Annotated in this window: 17 protein-coding genes; 6 read left to right on the plus strand and 11 right to left on the minus strand. The window is 34.6% G+C overall.

Going from position 1 to position 16,392, the window contains the following annotated elements; genetic code table 11:
* Window positions 1–79: 79 nt before the first annotated feature.
* Together dnaK and dnaJ are read left to right on the plus strand one after the other, a co-directional pair.
* The gene (gene dnaK / locus HMPREF1052_RS02295) at window positions 80–1,990 is read left to right on the plus strand and encodes a molecular chaperone DnaK (RefSeq protein ID WP_005759232.1); all 1,911 of its coding nucleotides are present in this window, start codon (window positions 80–82) and stop codon (window positions 1,988–1,990) included.
* 58 nt (window positions 1,991–2,048) lie between these two features.
* On the plus strand, window positions 2,049–3,173 hold the full coding sequence (dnaJ, locus tag HMPREF1052_RS02300; protein ID WP_005758777.1) for a molecular chaperone DnaJ: 1,125 nt from the start codon (window positions 2,049–2,051) through the stop codon (window positions 3,171–3,173).
* A gap of 102 nt (window positions 3,174–3,275) precedes the next feature.
* Here the strand turns inward: dnaJ and HMPREF1052_RS02305 are convergent, their stop codons facing one another.
* From HMPREF1052_RS02305 to rplM, 4 genes are all read right to left on the minus strand, one after another.
* Window positions 3,276–3,752, minus strand: a complete 477-nt coding sequence (locus HMPREF1052_RS02305; protein WP_005759254.1) for a ClpXP protease specificity-enhancing factor — start codon at window positions 3,750–3,752, stop codon at window positions 3,276–3,278.
* Between the two features lies 1 nt (window position 3,753).
* The gene (sspA, locus tag HMPREF1052_RS02310) at window positions 3,754–4,392 is read right to left on the minus strand and encodes a stringent starvation protein SspA (protein ID WP_005759213.1); all 639 of its coding nucleotides are present in this window, start codon (window positions 4,390–4,392) and stop codon (window positions 3,754–3,756) included.
* 235 nt (window positions 4,393–4,627) lie between these two features.
* Window positions 4,628–5,023 carry a 30S ribosomal protein S9 gene (gene rpsI / locus HMPREF1052_RS02315; protein ID WP_005758956.1) on the minus strand — a complete coding sequence of 132 codons (396 nt, stop codon included), beginning with the start codon at window positions 5,021–5,023 and terminating at the stop codon, window positions 4,628–4,630.
* Window positions 5,024–5,038: 15 nt separating this feature from the next.
* Window positions 5,039–5,467, minus strand: coding sequence for a 50S ribosomal protein L13 (rplM, locus tag HMPREF1052_RS02320; protein ID WP_005759216.1), 429 nt, complete (start codon window positions 5,465–5,467; stop codon window positions 5,039–5,041).
* Window positions 5,468–5,740: 273 nt separating this feature from the next.
* On the opposite strand from rplM, the gene HMPREF1052_RS02325 reads away from it, so the two are divergent.
* From HMPREF1052_RS02325 to nrdA, 3 genes are all read left to right on the plus strand, one after another.
* Complete coding sequence (locus HMPREF1052_RS02325; protein WP_005759072.1) at window positions 5,741–6,157, plus strand: YhcB family protein; 417 nt, start codon at window positions 5,741–5,743, stop codon at window positions 6,155–6,157.
* 234 nt (window positions 6,158–6,391) lie between these two features.
* Window positions 6,392–7,867: a DegQ family serine endoprotease gene (locus HMPREF1052_RS02330; RefSeq protein ID WP_005759003.1), complete on the plus strand. Its 1,476-nt coding sequence runs from the start codon at window positions 6,392–6,394 to the stop codon at window positions 7,865–7,867.
* 274 nt (window positions 7,868–8,141) lie between these two features.
* Complete coding sequence (gene nrdA / locus HMPREF1052_RS02335) at window positions 8,142–10,412, plus strand: class 1a ribonucleoside-diphosphate reductase subunit alpha (RefSeq protein ID WP_005758895.1); 2,271 nt, start codon at window positions 8,142–8,144, stop codon at window positions 10,410–10,412.
* 373 nt (window positions 10,413–10,785) lie between these two features.
* Here the strand turns inward: nrdA and cspE are convergent, their stop codons facing one another.
* From cspE to HMPREF1052_RS02355, 4 genes are all read right to left on the minus strand, one after another.
* A complete protein-coding gene (cspE, locus tag HMPREF1052_RS02340) occupies window positions 10,786–10,995 on the minus strand; it encodes a transcription antiterminator/RNA stability regulator CspE (protein WP_005759256.1) in 210 nt (69 codons plus the stop codon).
* Window positions 10,996–11,282: 287 nt separating this feature from the next.
* Window positions 11,283–12,062 carry a TIGR01619 family protein gene (locus HMPREF1052_RS02345; RefSeq protein WP_005758892.1) on the minus strand — a complete coding sequence of 260 codons (780 nt, stop codon included), beginning with the start codon at window positions 12,060–12,062 and terminating at the stop codon, window positions 11,283–11,285.
* A gap of 18 nt (window positions 12,063–12,080) precedes the next feature.
* Window positions 12,081–12,884: an exodeoxyribonuclease III gene (xthA, locus tag HMPREF1052_RS02350; RefSeq protein WP_005759211.1), complete on the minus strand. Its 804-nt coding sequence runs from the start codon at window positions 12,882–12,884 to the stop codon at window positions 12,081–12,083.
* Window positions 12,885–12,972: 88 nt separating this feature from the next.
* A complete protein-coding gene (locus HMPREF1052_RS02355) occupies window positions 12,973–13,260 on the minus strand; it encodes a YcgL domain-containing protein (protein WP_005758796.1) in 288 nt (95 codons plus the stop codon).
* 79 nt (window positions 13,261–13,339) lie between these two features.
* Here HMPREF1052_RS02355 and minC point away from each other — a divergent pair, with 79 nt between their 5' ends.
* Window positions 13,340–14,011 (plus strand): septum site-determining protein MinC, encoded by a 672-nt coding sequence (gene minC, locus HMPREF1052_RS02360; protein ID WP_005758884.1) that lies wholly within the window; start codon window positions 13,340–13,342, stop codon window positions 14,009–14,011.
* Between the two features lie 12 nt (window positions 14,012–14,023).
* On the opposite strand, the gene HMPREF1052_RS02365 is transcribed toward minC, so the two are convergent.
* The 3 genes from HMPREF1052_RS02365 to dapD all read right to left on the minus strand — a co-directional run bounded on the left by HMPREF1052_RS02365 (window position 14,024) and on the right by dapD (window position 16,244).
* A complete protein-coding gene (locus HMPREF1052_RS02365) occupies window positions 14,024–14,566 on the minus strand; it encodes a late embryogenesis abundant protein (protein WP_005759040.1) in 543 nt (180 codons plus the stop codon).
* A gap of 320 nt (window positions 14,567–14,886) precedes the next feature.
* The gene (locus HMPREF1052_RS02370) at window positions 14,887–15,345 is read right to left on the minus strand and encodes a DUF523 domain-containing protein (RefSeq protein WP_005759147.1); all 459 of its coding nucleotides are present in this window, start codon (window positions 15,343–15,345) and stop codon (window positions 14,887–14,889) included.
* Between the two features lie 71 nt (window positions 15,346–15,416).
* The gene (dapD, locus tag HMPREF1052_RS02375) at window positions 15,417–16,244 is read right to left on the minus strand and encodes a 2,3,4,5-tetrahydropyridine-2,6-dicarboxylate N-succinyltransferase (RefSeq protein ID WP_005759189.1); all 828 of its coding nucleotides are present in this window, start codon (window positions 16,242–16,244) and stop codon (window positions 15,417–15,419) included.
* Window positions 16,245–16,392 lie beyond the last annotated feature (148 nt).

Consider the following 16,392-nt stretch of genomic DNA (forward strand, 5'->3'; position numbering starts at 1 on the left):
CTCTTGAAATATCGAAACGCATCCACATCTTAGGAATACGTAAATAAATTACGAAACGAATTTAATCAGGAGACTCAAAATGGGAAAAATTATTGGTATTGACTTAGGTACAACAAACTCTTGTGTAGCTGTAATGGATGGTGACAAACCACGCGTTATTGAAAATGCAGAAGGTGATCGTACAACGCCATCAATTATTGCTTATACTGCTGACAACGAAACCTTAGTTGGTCAACCAGCAAAACGCCAAGCAGTGACTAATCCACAAAATACATTATTTGCAATTAAACGTTTAATTGGTCGTCGTTTTAGCGATGCAGAAGTACAACGTGATGTAAACATTATGCCATTCAAAATCACTGAAGCAGACAATGGTGATGCATGGGTGAATGTAAAAGGTGAAAAATTAGCACCGCCACAAATCTCTGCTGAAGTATTGAAAAAAATGAAAAAAACTGCAGAAGATTTCTTGGGTGAAACAGTAACTGAAGCAGTTATCACTGTGCCAGCATATTTTAATGATGCTCAACGTCAAGCAACAAAAGATGCAGGTCGTATCGCTGGTCTTGATGTTAAACGTATTATCAATGAACCAACAGCTGCAGCTCTAGCATATGGCTTAGACAAAGGCACTGGTAATAAAACTATCGCAGTTTATGACTTGGGTGGTGGTACATTCGACTTATCAATCATTGAAATTGATGAAGTGGGTGGTGAAAAAACTTTTGAAGTATTAGCAACTAACGGTGATACTCATTTAGGTGGTGAAGACTTTGACAATCGTGTAATCAACTACTTAGTAGATGAATTCAAAAAAGAACAAGGTGTTGATTTACGTAACGATCCATTAGCAATGCAACGTTTAAAAGAAGCAGGTGAAAAAGCTAAAATTGAACTTTCATCAGCTCAACAAACTGATGTGAATTTACCATATATCACTGCAGATGCTACTGGTCCAAAACACTTAAATATTAAATTAACTCGTGCAAAATTAGAAGCATTAGTAGAAGACTTAGTGGCTCGTTCATTAGACCCTGTAAAAGTTGCCTTGAACGATGCTGGTTTAAGTGTGAGTCAAATTGATGATGTTATCTTAGTTGGTGGTCAAACTCGTATGCCATTAGTACAACAAAAGGTAGCTGATTTCTTTGGCAAAGAACCACGTAAAGACGTAAACCCTGATGAAGCGGTTGCTGTAGGTGCTGCTGTTCAAGGTGGCGTGTTATCTGGTAATGTGACAGATGTGTTATTATTAGACGTTACACCATTATCATTAGGTATCGAAACGATGGGCGGTGTGATGACAACTCTTATTGAGAAAAACACAACGATCCCAACTAAGAAATCACAAGTATTCTCTACAGCAGAAGATAACCAAAGTGCGGTAACAATTCACGTACTTCAAGGTGAACGTAAACAAGCGTCAGCAAATAAATCTTTAGGTCAATTTAACCTAGAAGGTATTAATCCTGCTCCTCGTGGCATGCCTCAAATTGAAGTAACCTTTGATATTGATGCGGATGGTATTATCCACGTATCAGCTAAAGATAAAGGTACAGGTAAAGAACAAAAAATCACTATCAAAGCTTCTTCTGGTTTAAGTGATGAAGAAATTCAACAAATGGTACGCGATGCTGAAGCTAATGCAGAAGCTGACCGCAAATTTGAAGAATTAGTACAAACACGTAACCAAGCTGATGCTTTAGTTCATGCAACTCGTAAACAATTAACTGAAGCGGGTGATAAATTATCTGCTGAAGATAAAGCTCCAATTGAAACTGCAGTAAATGAACTTGAAGCAGCAACTAAAGGTGAAGATAAAGATGCTATCGAAGCAAAAATTCAAGCATTAATTCAAGTTTCTGAAAAATTAATGCAAGCAGCTCAACAGCAAGCACAAGCTGATGCAAATGCACAACAATCTCAAGATGGTAAAGCTGGCGATGATGTTGTAGATGCTGAATTTGAAGAAGTTAAAGATAATAAATAATTCATCTTCAATTAACTCATTAAGGGCGTAGCAATACGCCCTTTTGGTATATAAGAAAATGGCAAAGAAAGATTATTATGAAACGCTGGGTATTAATAAAGGTGCGGATGAAAAAGAAATCAAACGTGCTTATAAACGCCTAGCAATGAAATATCACCCAGATAGAACCAATGGTGATAAAGACGCTGAAGAAAAATTCAAAGAAGTCAACGAAGCATACGAAATCCTTATGGATAAAGAAAAACGAGCAGCTTACGACCAATATGGACACTCTGCTTTTGAACAAGGTGGATTTGGTGGTGCTGGTGGCTTTAGCGGTGGATTCGGCGGTTTTGGTGGTTTTGAAGATATCTTCAGTGAAATGTTTGGCGGTGGTAGCCGTCAACGTGTAGTACGTGGTGAAGATTTACGTTATGACATTGAGATTAGTTTAGAAGAAGCCGTTCGAGGTACCACAAAAGACATTAAAATTGATACTTTAGTTGCTTGTGATCATTGTAATGGCTCTGGTGCAGAAAATGGCTCTAAAGTAGAAACCTGCCCAACTTGTCACGGCTCAGGTCGTATTCGCCGACAACAAGGTTTCTTTATGACAGAAACCGCATGCCCAACATGTCATGGTACAGGTAAAAAAATTGAAAAAGCTTGTAAGCATTGCCATGGTGACGGCAGACTCCATAAGAAAAAGAATCTTTCCGTCAAAATTCCTGCAGGCGTGGATACCGGTAATCAATTACGTCTATCAGGTGAAGGGGCAGCAGGTGAAAATGGTGCTCCAGCAGGTGACTTATATGTTGTGATTCATGTAAAAAATCACCATATATTTGAACGTGATGGCAGTAACTTATATTGTGAAGTACCAATTAGTTTTACAATGGCAGCTCTAGGCGGTGAAATTGAAGTACCAACATTAGATGGCCGTGTAAAATTAAAGATTCCAGAAGAAACACAAACGGGTAAGCTTTTCCGTATGCGTGGCAAAGGGGTAATGTCCACAAGATCAGGCTATGCTGGGGATTTAATCTGTAAAATTACGGTAGAAACCCCTGTGAAATTAAATGAAGAACAAAAAGAGCTATTAAGAAAACTTGAAGATAGTTTAGAGGGGCAATCAAAGCAACGCCCTAAATCATCAAGCTTTTTAGATGGTGTAAAAAAATTCTTCGATAACCTAGGTAAATAGGTTTAACCTAAAATAAAAGTGCGGTAGAAATTTTAAAAATTCTTACCGCACTTTTTCAATCTAAAGGCTACATTAGTTAGATATAAAAAGATCTTGCCTTTCTCATTTTACAATACGTAAATGTGAAGATGACTTTTTATCTGTTGTTTTCTTCGTTTTTGCTTTAGTTTCTTGCTTTGAATCATCCACTACATTGATAAAATTATTAGGTTGATCAGTTGTCGCTAGGCTAGGTGCCTTATCTAACTCATCATAAATAGCTTCAGGCTCAAACATTACTCCATCACCATTTTCACGTGCATAAATAGCTAACGCAGCGCCCATAGGAATATAAATCTCACGAGGAATACCTTGGAAACGAGCATTAAAGGTAATTGCCTCATTGGTTAATTGTAAATTTGCTACCGCACTTGTGGAAAGATTCAATACAATTTGGCCATCTTTCACATATTCTTGTGGTACATCTACCCCATAATAAGTTGCATCGACTACTAGGTATGGTGTAAATATATTATCAATTAACCAATCATAATAGGCTCTTAATAAATAAGGGCGCTTTGGTGATGAGTTATTTTCCATCTTATTTTTCATCCATTAAATTTTTAGGAGCATTTGCACCTAAAGATTGCACGAATGAATCGCGTTCAAATATACGAGTCATATAGCTTTTAATTGCTTTTGCACCAGCACCAGTAAATTCAACTCCTAATTCTTGCATTCTCCATAATAATGGTGCCATATAGCAATCCACTAAACTAAACTCTTCACTCATAAAATATGGCATTTGTGTAAAAATAGGAGCAATAGACAAGATTTCTTCTTTTAGCTGTTTCAAAGCATTAGCACGTTCATCCTCATTCCCTTTTTCAGTTTTTTCTAATGTTGGATACCAATCTTGTTCAATACGTAACATTAGCAAACGTGTTTTTCCACGAGCAACTGGATAAACGGGCATTAATGGGGGATGAGGAAAACGTTCATCAAGGTATTCCATAATAATACGTGAATTAAATAATACTAAATCACGATCAACTAAAGTTGGTAATGTACCGTAAGGATTTAACTCCATTAAATCTTCTGAGAGTGCTTGCGGATCCACAATTTCCGTTTCATAAGCAACACCTTTTTCGGCTAAAACAATACGTACCTGATGGCAGTATATGTCTGATTTATCTGAAAAAAGAGTCATTATTGAACGTTTATTTGCAGCGCTTGTCATCTATTCCTCCGACGACTTAAAATAAATTTTTAAAAACTTTTATTAACTTATTTATATTAATAAATAAGAATTAGAAATGGTCGTTCATTTTACCATAAATCCACAAATGATTTCCAAGTTTCTATCTTTTTTTTATAAAAATACTTCTTTTTAATCATATTTCAGCAATAAAAGATAAAAAAAATTGCAAGCCCCGAAAGACTTGCAATCTCTGAATATAAACGAAAATATAAAATTAACGTTTTGAGAATTGTGGACGACGACGCGCTTTGCGAAGACCCACTTTTTTACGTTCAACACGACGTGCATCACGAGTAACAAAGCCCGCTGCGCGTAATACTGGACGTAAAGACTCATCATATTCGATTAATGCACGAGTGATACCGTGACGGATTGCACCCGCTTGACCTGAAATACCGCCACCTTTAACTGTAATGTAAAGATCTAGTTTTTCAGTCATCTCAACCAATTCTAATGGTTGACGTACGATCATACGTGAAGTTTCACGGCCGAAATATACGTCTAATTCGCGTTGATTGATAGTGATTTTACCACTGCCCGGTTTGATGAAAACACGAGCTGAAGAGCTTTTGCGGCGACCTGTGCCGTAGTTTTGATTTGCTGCTGTCATTTTCGTGCTCCGTGATTAGATATCTAAAACTTGTGGTTGTTGTGCTGCATGTTCGTGTTGTGAACCCGCATACACTTTTAATTTACGGAACATTGCTCGGCCTAAAGGACCTTTTGGCAACATACCTTTAACCGCAATCTCAATCACTGCTTCAGGACGGCGTTCGATCATTTCACGGAAAGTCGCTTGTTTGATACCACCTACATAACCAGTGTGCCAGTAGTAAAGTTTATCAGTTTCTTTACGACCTGTTACTGCCACTTTATCTGCATTGATAACGATGATGTAATCACCAGTATCTACGTGTGGAGTATATTCTGCTTTATGTTTACCACGTAAACGACGTGCTAATTCGGTAGCTAAACGACCTAAAGTTTTACCTGTCGCATCAACTACATACCAGTCACGTTTAACTGTTTCTGGTTTTGCTACAAAAGTTTTCATTAATTTAAATTACCAATATTAAATATTAATACCCAGTGTTCGTTTGAACACAACCATTGATCTTAATCTAACACCCCTTCGAGTGCGATTTCGATAAAATATAATGTGTGGTGGGAATCCAACACATCAACAGGGTTTGCGGATTATACATAAAATATACAATAAAAGCTAGTCGTAAATAAATTTACACAAATAAATCTATCTAGAGATACAAGACAAAAAACAAAAATAGCGATATGATAATCATATTTACTATAGTAAGGAGTACTAATTATGCAAACTGAAATGTTATTCCCTGCCCTCGTTGGTTTTATTATTGGTGTAATCTTAACCTATTTATTACTTCGCCTAACTAGAGGTTCAATCAAAGCTGAGCAAGAATTAAAGCATGTCAAAGCTGAATTAAATGAAAAACAAAAACAGCTTGAAAAACATTTTGCTGAAAGTGCCAATCTGCTAAAAACTTTATCCGAGGACTATAAAAACTTATATCATCATTTAGCAAATGCCTCTAATCAATTATTACCTGAATCAAAAGAATTATTTACAATCAATACATTAGAGGATAAAACTCGTATTGAACCAACGATTTCTGATTCTGAATCAAAAACTTTTATTAATGATAAAGAAGATCAACCACGCGATTACTCTTCTGAAGGTGCTTCAGGTATTCTACGAGCAGAACGTTAATTGTCATTATTTTAAAAAGTGCGGTAAAATTATCGCACTTTTTCTCTCACAGATCTTCCCTAAAACATTTAAATCCATTAAGTTAAATTTAAAATTTCTTACTAAAAATAGCTATTTACACCCAATAAACTTGAATTTTTCGAACAATTTCCCATTTTATTTGTCATAAGAGACATATCTCTTTGATATTATTTTACTTGTCATTTATTTAAGTATTTAAAGGAAATAAAGCAAATGAAAAAAACAAGTTTTACACTGACAGCAATTGCATTGGGATTATCTGTTATTATGACTCCAGCAGTAACTATGGCTGATTTTAGTTCATTTTTTGGTGATAAAAAAACAGAATCTGCCCCTTCTGCTCCCGATGAAACGAAAGTTCAACCAATGGCAACTCAAGTGTCAGCAACCTCTGTATTATCAGCTACACCAAGTTTAGCTCCAATGTTAGAAAAAGTATTACCCGCAGTAGTCTCCATTGCTGTAGAGGGGAATGAAAAAGTTGCTAATCGTTCATTTGATATTCCAGAAGAATTTAAATTCTTTTTTGGTGAGGATTTCTTTGGTAATGATTCATCTAAATCCTCTCCAAGAAAATTTAGAGGTTTAGGATCTGGTGTGATCATTAATGCAGAAAAAGGTTATGTATTAACTAACAATCATGTCATTGATAAAGCAGATAAAATTACTGTTCAATTACAAGATGGTCGAGAATTTAAAGCCAAAGTATTAGGAAAAGATAGTCAATCTGATATTGCTGTTATCCAATTAGAAAATCCTAAAAATTTAACCGCACTTAAATTTGCTGACAGTGATAAATTACGAGTTGGTGATTTCACTGTTGCTATTGGAAATCCATTTGGCTTAGGTCAAACAGTAACATCAGGAATTATTTCGGCATTAGGTCGTTCTACAGGATCTGATAGCGGTGCTTATGAAAACTATATTCAAACAGATGCAGCAGTTAATCAAGGTAATTCTGGCGGTCCATTAATTAATTTAAATGGCGAATTAATTGGTATCAATACGGCTATTCTTTCACCAAGTGGTGCTAATGCAGGTATTGCATTCGCAATCCCATCCAATATGGCTAATAATCTTGCACAACAAATTAGCGAATTTGGTGAGGTTCGCCGTGGTATGCTCGGTATTAAAGGTGGTGAATTAAATGCTGAATTAGCTAAAGCATTTAATGTCGATGCGCAACAAGGTGCTTTTGTCAGTGAAGTTATTCCTGGCTCAGCCGCAGATAAAGCAGGAATCAAAGCTGGTGATGTTATTACCGCAATGAATAGTCAAAAAGTTTCAAGTTTTGCTGAAATGCGTGCAAAAATTGCAACGGCAGGTGCAGGTAAAGAAATTAATTTAACCTATTTACGAGATGGTAAAACTAACGATGTAAAAGTCACCTTACAATCTGATGAAGAAGCGAAAAAACTAGCTGATGCACAGGAAATAAATCCTGCATTAGATGGTGCGGAACTCTCTAATATTGATGAAAATGGAAGAAAAGGGATTAAAGTAACTAAAGTTCATGAAAATTCGCCAGCTGCGAGACGTGGTTTAAAATCTGGTGATATTATTGTTGGTATTAATCGCACTAGAACAGAAAATTTAACTCAATTGCGTAAAGCATTAGATGAAAAAACTTCTGTTATTGCACTAAATATTGAACGAGGCAATAATAACTTTTATTTACTTATTCAATAAATAATTATCTTTTAGCCAACATAAAAAGTGCGGTTTTTATACCGCACTTTTTCATTTTATCCACTATCTGTCCAAGAGTTGAAAATAATCTCATCAATCTCTTTCAATAATTTAATTTACCAAATCAAATTTTTTTCTTATATATAAATAAGTTATTTTATGTCAACATTTAACAACAAAAATTTAAGGCTTGAAATATTCTTATTAACCCTCTATCTTGTAGCTTAATTGATTATCTCCCCCATATATAGTGTTTTTACAGGTTGGACTTTTTATGAATAAAGCATTAATGGTCACGAAACGTGATGGACAAATAGAGCCTCTTGATTTAGATAAAATTCACCGCGTAATTACTTGGGCGGCAGAAGGTTTAGATAACGTTTCTGTATCACAAGTAGAATTACGCTCGCATATTCAGTTTTACGAAGGTATTCGTACCTCTGATATTCATGAAACAATCATCAAAGCAGCGGCAGACTTAATCAGTAAAGACTCTCCAGATTATCAATATCTTGCGGCACGTCTTGCAATCTTTCACTTGCGTAAAAAAGCATATGGTCATTTCGAGCCTCCTCGTTTATATGAACATGTAAAAAAACTAGTTCGTTTAGGAAAATACGATAATGATCTTCTGATTGATTTCAGTCGTGAAGAATGGGATGAAATGGATAATTTCTTAGATCATAGCCGAGATATGACATTTTCATACGCAGCAGTAAAACAATTAGAAGGTAAATATCTTGTACAAAATCGTGTTACTGGTGAAATCTATGAATCAGCACAGTTCCTTTATATTCTTGTTGCAGCAAGTTTATTTTCTAAATATCCTGCTGAAACTCGTTTAGATTATATTCGTCGTTTCTATGATGCTATTTCAACATTCAAAATCTCATTACCTACACCAATTATGGCTGGCGTTCGCACACCAACTCGCCAATTCAGTTCTTGTGTGTTAATTGAATGTGCCGATAGCCTTGATTCAATCAATGCCACTTCATCAGCGATTATTAAATATGTTTCTCAACGTGCAGGCATTGGGATCAATGCTGGGGCTATTCGTGCATTAGGCAGCCCAATTCGTAATGGCGAAGCTTTCCATACTGGATGTATCCCTTTCTATAAACACTTCCAAACAGCAGTTAAATCTTGTTCACAAGGTGGTGTTCGAGGGGGTGCCGCAACAGTTTACTTCCCTATGTGGCATTTAGAAGTTGAAAGCCTGATGGTATTAAAAAATAACCGCGGCGTGGAAGAAAACCGAGCCCGTCATATGGACTACGGTGTTCAAATTAATAAAGCAATGTATCAACGTCTAATTAAAGGCGGCGATATTAGCTTATTCAGCCCTTCTGATGTTCCAGGATTATATGAAGCATTTTTTGCGGACCAAGATAAATTTGAAGAACTTTATACAAAATACGAACAAGATACAAATATTCGTAAACGCACTGTAAAAGCGGTCGAGCTCTTCTCATTATTGATGCAAGAACGAGCATCAACAGGTCGTATTTATATTCAAAATGTTGATCACTGCAATACACATAGCCCATTTAACCCAGCGGTTGCACCTGTACGTCAATCTAACCTATGTTTAGAAATTGCTTTACCAACCAAACCATTAAATAATATTAATGATGAAAATGGAGAGATCGCACTTTGTACACTTTCAGCATTTAATCTAGGTAAAATTGAAAATCTTGATGAATTAGACAATCTTGCCGATCTTGCAGTACGTTCATTAGATGCACTATTAGATTATCAAGACTACCCTGTCCCAGCAGCTCGTCGCAGCTCCTTAGCGCGTCGTTCATTAGGGATTGGTGTAATCAATTATGCTTATTATCTCGCTAAACATGGTGTTCGTTATTCAGATGGAAGCGCAAATGATTTAACGCACCGCACATTTGAAGCAATCCAATACTATCTATTAAAAGCCTCAATGAACCTTGCTAAAGAACAAGGTGCATGTGAATATTTCAATGAAACCACCTATTCTCAAGGTATTTTACCTATCGATACTTATAAAAAAGATGTTGATGCATTAACTCAAGAAGCATTACATTATGATTGGGAACAATTACGTAAAAATATTATGGAATTCGGTTTACGTAATTCGACCTTAACAGCGTTAATGCCATCAGAAACCTCATCACAAATATCTAACGCAACAAATGGTATTGAACCGCCTCGTGGGCATGTCAGTGTAAAAGCATCAAAAGATGGTATTTTAAAACAAGTTGTACCTGATTATGAAAACTTAAGTGATAGCTATGAATTACTGTGGGATATGCCAAGCATGGATGGTTATTTACACCTTGTTGGTATCATGCAAAAATTCGTAGATCAATCTATTTCTGCAAATACTAACTATGATCCAACTCGTTTTGAAGATGGTAAAGTACCGATGAAAGTCTTGTTAAAAGATTTATTAACGGCTTATAAATATGGTGTAAAAACCCTTTACTATCAAAATACACGTGATGGTGCCGATGATGCCCAAGAAGACATGGACGACGGCTGTGCAGGTGGTGCTTGCAAAATTTAATGCATCTAAAACGGCTAAAAGCTTAATAGTTTTTAGCCGTTTTTTATAAATAAAAGCTTCGGGGGAATAATATGCAGAATACAAAAATCCACACCTACTACGCCCATTCTGCTAAAGATCAGCCTTACTCCCAATGTATGATGTTTAAAAAGTTTCCATAAGTTATTAAAATTTACTGTAAATAAGAGTTTGATAAAACGAGGTGAAACAGAGAATAAGTGTCTTCTATTATTTTTAGTATTAGAACTTGAAATGAATAGAATTCAATTCAAATAGAAAGGACTAAGTCCGATAAAATATCGAAATTAGTCCTCGAAATAATCTGCCTTTTATGGGAAATCCTAAAGGCAATTAAGTAGAAAAACTTTACTGATTAAAGAACAACAACATCAATAGCAGATGGGCCACGTTGAGAATCTTGTACATTGTATTCTACTTTGTCGCCTTCATTTAATGTTTTAAATTTGTCGCTAACTATACCAGAAAAATGGACGAATACATCTTTACCACCAGCTGTTGGAGTAATGAAACCGAAACCTTTATCTGAGTTGAACCATTTTACTGTGCCTTGTAATTTAGACATGGTATTTCCTTTTTGTAAGAACTAAATTTGTATGCTTGAAAACAAGCGGTGACGCTAAGAACGATAATTGAAATTGGTATTAAGAAAAACCTAGAAACAAATTTAAAACTTGCAATGAGGAAGAACTATAATAACGAAATTTGATTAAAACTATACGCTTTATTAGCTTGGTTGGCATTAAAGCATGGAGAACAATGTAAAGCAAACACTTTCTTAAATTACATATCTATTATGTGATATACCCCACAATTATGACATTTTTATAGCCATGTATTAATAAAAGACAATTAATTTAATTGATTTTTAGTTTGTATAAGAGCTTCACATTCCCAACCAGCATATTCACCAAAATAGGTGTTAGCAAGTTGTTCAAACTTTTCAACTAACATATAAATTTCTTTCGTATTAAATGCCAATTCCTGTTCCATTTTAACCATATAAAGCCATTCTTCTTCATTTACTTGAATGGGTTCATCAGTATACTGCAATGTATTAAATGAAATATTGTCTAAACTCGCACTTTCAAGAAATTCAAATAGATTATCTTTATGTTCAAAATAGAATGTATGTTCTACAAGGAACGTATCTTCAAGATTACGTCCATGTTGAACTAATAAATCTAAAATTTCTTCTGTTGCATTTATTTTACTTTCTAAAGGTGAAGGTAACAGAAAATCAAAGTAAATATCCCAATTAGGATCATCCTGAATATCAATTTGGTTAGCATAACCAAGATCTTTTACCACGGAACAAAAAGCCTCTGTATTATTGGTATAAAAGTACAATTTAGCTTTACTTTCACTAACAATATACCCAGCATAAAGCGTTTCAGATAATGCATTTAATGTACTTAAGGCCTGCATAATATTTCTAAATAAAATTTGATGTTCTTCGGCTTGAGGTAACCCTTCATCATCTGCTGTATAAGGAATGGTAAACTGAACCACTTTTTTAAGTGATCCAGCTTCAGAGGCATATTGCTGAAAAATAGCAAGATTCACTGAAAAAATGGCAACTTTATCATTTACCAAAGTACGATAGGTTTGCCAATTTCGTTCCAATTCCATAGTATTTCCTTATAAAATTTATTCAAATATTGCCCAAATTGGTGCGTGATCTGAGGGTTTTTCCATGGCTCTAATATCTAATGCAATACCCGTATCAACACAATGTTCTGCTAATTTACTATTCACTAAAATATGGTCAATACGTAAACCTCGATTTTCATCAAAACCTTTTGAACGATAATCAAACCATGAATATTTATCACTTACTGTTGGATTTAATTTACGAAAAGTATCAACTAAGCCTGCTTCATATAAGCGATTATACCATTCACGCTCTTCAGGTAAGAAAGAACATTTACCTGTTCTTAACCAACGTTTACGGCTATCTTCACCAATACCAATATCTAAATCAGTTGGGCTAATATTCATATCTCCCATAATTAAAATATTGCTTTCTGGATTATGTTCAGTTGTCACATAATTTAAAAGATCTGCATAAAACTTTTCTTTTGCAGGAAATTTAGTTTCATGATCACGACTTTCGCCTTGTGGAAAATAACCATTAATCACAGTTAGCCCACCGAATGGTGTATCAAAATCTGCCATGATAATCCGTTTTTGAGCTTCTTCAGTATCCGTAGAAAAACCTCTACGTACGGCATTAGGTTCTTGTTTGCAAAGTAATGCCACACCGTAATGACCTTTTTGACCATGGTGATAAATATGATAACCAAGATGCTCCACTAACTCATAAGGAAAAACTTCATCTGCTACTTTGATTTCTTGTAAACCGATAATATCAGGTTGATATTGATTCACAATTTGCTCCAATTGATGAGGGCGAGCACGTAATCCATTAATATTAAAAGAAATAAATTTCATATTGTTCCTATAAATTTACTTTAATGTTTGAGAGTCATTATACTGTTTTTTAGTAATTTTATAAAATTTCCCTAAAATTTACCGCACTTTACTCTTCTATTTGTTGCGCTTTCTGTACTTTTTTAAATTGTTCGTATAAATTTTCTTCTTGAGGTGGCATTTGTAGATAAAAACCATTTTCTTGAATTTTTTTCATTACCTCGTGCTTATCCGCATGAATTAATTTTTTTTCACCTGCAAGATTAAATAACATTACAAAAATAGGTGTACCAAAGGCAGTTCTTAATTCACTTGGCACATCATTAAAATGATCTCGATTAGCAACATACAAATACATTCCTTCTTTTTTTTTGCTTTTATAAATTGCACATAACATTGTATTTTTCCTTTTAAAACTTTATATTGGTATTGAATGATATACTCATTCAACTTATTAATTGATTAAGGTGACTTTTATGGCTAATGATATTGTTGAACTTCGTACAGGACAATTTTCTGCTGTTTTTCTGACAATCAATAGTTCCAGTTTGAGCGTCATTAAAAGAGCACTTAATAAAAAATCAAAAAACTCACCTTCATTCTTCAAAAATCTTACTGTCGTTTTACAGTTTACCCCTCAGCTTGAGAAGTTAAATCTCCATACCTTAAAAGAACTCTTGAAAGAATTTAATATTCAAGTAATTGGCGTCGCTGACTGGCAAAATGCCTTACAAAAAGAAGTTATTCTAACAGCTAATTTACCAATTTTGGGTAAAACTTCACAATTAGATGAGATTTTATCTGAACCTCGAGTTCAACCCACAAAAATTATTGATGGAGATGTTCATACTCAACAAGTTATTTACGCGAAAAATTCTGATTTAATTATTCACGGTGATGTCGAAGAGGGTGCCGAAGTTGCCGCTGATGGAAATATCCATATTTATGGCAAATTGTTTGGTCGAGCCATGGCTGGAGTAAATAGTGGTTCTGGAGCAATTTATGTTCAACATCTAAGTGCTGAGTTTATCGCAGTCAATCATCGTTTTCTTTATAAAGAAAAAATCCCAACCGAATTTATGAATAAATCAGTTAGGATTTTTGCTGAAAAAGATAAATTAATCTTTAAACCATTTTTATCTTTATAAACTTGTTACTAATTATTCAGTTGCTTCAGATTTTTTCATCTCATCTGCTTTTTCAGAAACGGCTTCTTTAGCTGCTTCCATTTTTTGTGATGCAGCATCTTTCATTTCAGCTGCTTTTTCAGAAACTGCTTCTTTAGTCGCTTCCATTTTTTGTGACGCAGAGTCTTTCATTTCAGCAGTTTTTTCAGAAACTGCTTCTTTTGTTGCTTCTGCTTTTTGTGATGCAACAGCTTTCATTTCAGCGGTTTTTTCAGAAACGGCATCTTTAGCTGCTTCCATTTTTTGTGACGCAGCATCTTTCATTTCAGCTGCTTTTTCAGAAACCGCTTCTTTAGCAGCTTCAATTTTCTGAGCCGCAGCATCTTTCATTTCAGTTGCTTTTTCAGAAACTGTATTTTTTACTTCATTGGCTTTTTCAACTGTTGTATTTTTAGCATCTTTAGCTGCTTCAGTTACTGTTGCTTTCGCTTGTGAAGCTTGTTCTTTAGCTTGGTCACATGCAGTTAATGCTAAAGTTGCACCTAATACTAATGCTGCTAATGCGGATTTTTTCATTGTTTTGCTCCTAAATGGATAAGTAATTTAATTACATAAAATAACAAGACTCATATTCTTGTTGTGGGTGGCAAGTTTAAGACAAAAAAACAATAAACATGATCTTGAGATCACTTTTGCTTTTTCTTTCCGTCTATTTTTTAAAACATTCAAAATGCTCACTTAACTCTTTGATTACAAAGATTAAAAGAAAGTTCATTAAAAATGCTCATGTTATCGAATTATTTTTTTAATAAAACTGAATAAATTTAACTTATCTAGTTGATATTATTATAAAAATATAATTAATAAAGTGCGGTATATTTTATAAAAATTTTTATTCATTTGTTTATGAATTGAGCAATAGATTGATAATTCAGTTCAGAAAAAACATGAATATGATGCTGCTGCAAAAGTTGTGTTGTCATTCCATGTCCATCAATTAGTCGCCCTGAAAAGCTACCATCATAAATTTTTTGACTACCACATGAAGGACTTTTTTCTTTCAAAATTGCAAATTGTATATAATTATCTTGCGCAATTTTTAACGTTTTTTCTGCACCTAATTGAAATGCTTTTGATACATCATTTCCAGCTTGATCCACTACCTTGCCATAAATAATTTCAGCGGGAAGTCTTGGTGTGGATAATCCTCCCAATACTTCAGGACAGACAGGAATTAGTTCAATCTCATTTTTTTCCAAAAAGTTAACTAATGTCTGTGAAAGGTTATTCCCACCTGAATACTTAACATTTTCACCTAATAAACAAGCACTAATTAAAATTTTTATTTTTGGCACCGCAGTTTTATCCTTTATCAATAACAAAAAAGCCAAATATTAATATTTGGCTTTTAGATGCTTATTTATAATTATTCTTCAATAGTACGAAGCAACTCATTAAGCCCTACTTTACCTAAAGTTTTCGCATCGACTTTTTTCACGATGACAGCACAATATAAACTGTGTGAACCATCTTTAGATGGGAGGCTTCCTGAAACAACTACAGAACCGGCTGGAACTCGTCCATAATGTACTTCGCCCGTTTCACGATCATAAATTTTAGTAGATTGTCCAATAAATACGCCCATTGAAATCACGCATCCATCTTCAACAATCACACCTTCAACAATTTCTGAACGAGCACCAATAAAGCAATTATCGCCAATAATTGTTGGATTAGCTTGTAACGGTTCTAATACACCACCGATACCTACACCACCAGATAAATGAACATTTTTACCAATTTGAGCACATGAACCTACAGTTACCCATGTATCAACCATCGTGCCTTCATCGACAAATGCACCGATGTTTACATAAGATGGCATTAAAACAGTGTTTTTCGCAATATAGGCACCTTTACGTACTGTCGCAGACGGCACGACACGGAAACCTTCTTGTTGGAAACGTTCTTCAGTATAATCAGCAAATTTTAATGCGACTTTATCGTAATATTTAGTTTCAGCACCATCAATAAGTTGATTTTCATGAATGCGGAATGATAACAATACGGCTTTCTTTAACCATTGATGAGTTACCCATTCGCCCTCAATTTTTTCAGCAACGCGATACTTACCACTGTCTAGACCTGCAACAACTTCTTCAATCGCTGATTTAGTTTCTGCATCAACAGTTTTTGGAGTAATTTCAGCGCGTTTTTCAAATGCGGCTTCAATGATAGATTGTAAGTTTGACATCTTTTTTCCTATATAAAATAAAATAGTGAATAATCGCAATATTTTTACCATATTTTCACGAAAAACTCATCTGTTTTTCCTAAAATAGTCTAAAATAAACTTGCTTCAAAATATTGCTAAGCTATTCTAGCTACGACATAAATTTGGT

This window comes from Pasteurella bettyae CCUG 2042, assembly GCF_000262245.1.
GTDB classification, from domain to species: Bacteria; Pseudomonadota; Gammaproteobacteria; order Enterobacterales; family Pasteurellaceae; genus Basfia; species Basfia bettyae.

Coding starts and splice junctions, on each gene's coding strand:
- dnaJ (WP_005758777.1), top strand. CDS start 2,049: ATGGCAAAGAAAGATTATTATGAAACGCTGGGTATTAATAAAGGTGCG.
- HMPREF1052_RS02355 (WP_005758796.1), bottom strand. CDS start 13,260: ATGTTATGTGCAATTTATAAAAGCAAAAAAAAAGAAGGAATGTATTTG.
- nrdA (WP_005758895.1), top strand. CDS start 8,142: ATGAATAAAGCATTAATGGTCACGAAACGTGATGGACAAATAGAGCCT.
- rplM (WP_005759216.1), bottom strand. CDS start 5,467: ATGAAAACTTTTGTAGCAAAACCAGAAACAGTTAAACGTGACTGGTAT.
- HMPREF1052_RS02325 (WP_005759072.1), top strand. CDS start 5,741: ATGCAAACTGAAATGTTATTCCCTGCCCTCGTTGGTTTTATTATTGGT.
- HMPREF1052_RS02345 (WP_005758892.1), bottom strand. CDS start 12,062: ATGGAATTGGAACGAAATTGGCAAACCTATCGTACTTTGGTAAATGAT.
- cspE (WP_005759256.1), bottom strand. CDS start 10,995: ATGTCTAAATTACAAGGCACAGTAAAATGGTTCAACTCAGATAAAGGT.
- dapD (WP_005759189.1), bottom strand. CDS start 16,244: ATGTCAAACTTACAATCTATCATTGAAGCCGCATTTGAAAAACGCGCT.
- HMPREF1052_RS02365 (WP_005759040.1), bottom strand. CDS start 14,566: ATGAAAAAATCCGCATTAGCAGCATTAGTATTAGGTGCAACTTTAGCA.
- HMPREF1052_RS02305 (WP_005759254.1), bottom strand. CDS start 3,752: ATGGAAAATAACTCATCACCAAAGCGCCCTTATTTATTAAGAGCCTAT.
- dnaK (WP_005759232.1), top strand. CDS start 80: ATGGGAAAAATTATTGGTATTGACTTAGGTACAACAAACTCTTGTGTA.
- xthA (WP_005759211.1), bottom strand. CDS start 12,884: ATGAAATTTATTTCTTTTAATATTAATGGATTACGTGCTCGCCCTCAT.
- sspA (WP_005759213.1), bottom strand. CDS start 4,392: ATGACAAGCGCTGCAAATAAACGTTCAATAATGACTCTTTTTTCAGAT.
- minC (WP_005758884.1), top strand. CDS start 13,340: ATGGCTAATGATATTGTTGAACTTCGTACAGGACAATTTTCTGCTGTT.
- HMPREF1052_RS02330 (WP_005759003.1), top strand. CDS start 6,392: ATGAAAAAAACAAGTTTTACACTGACAGCAATTGCATTGGGATTATCT.
- rpsI (WP_005758956.1), bottom strand. CDS start 5,023: ATGACAGCAGCAAATCAAAACTACGGCACAGGTCGCCGCAAAAGCTCT.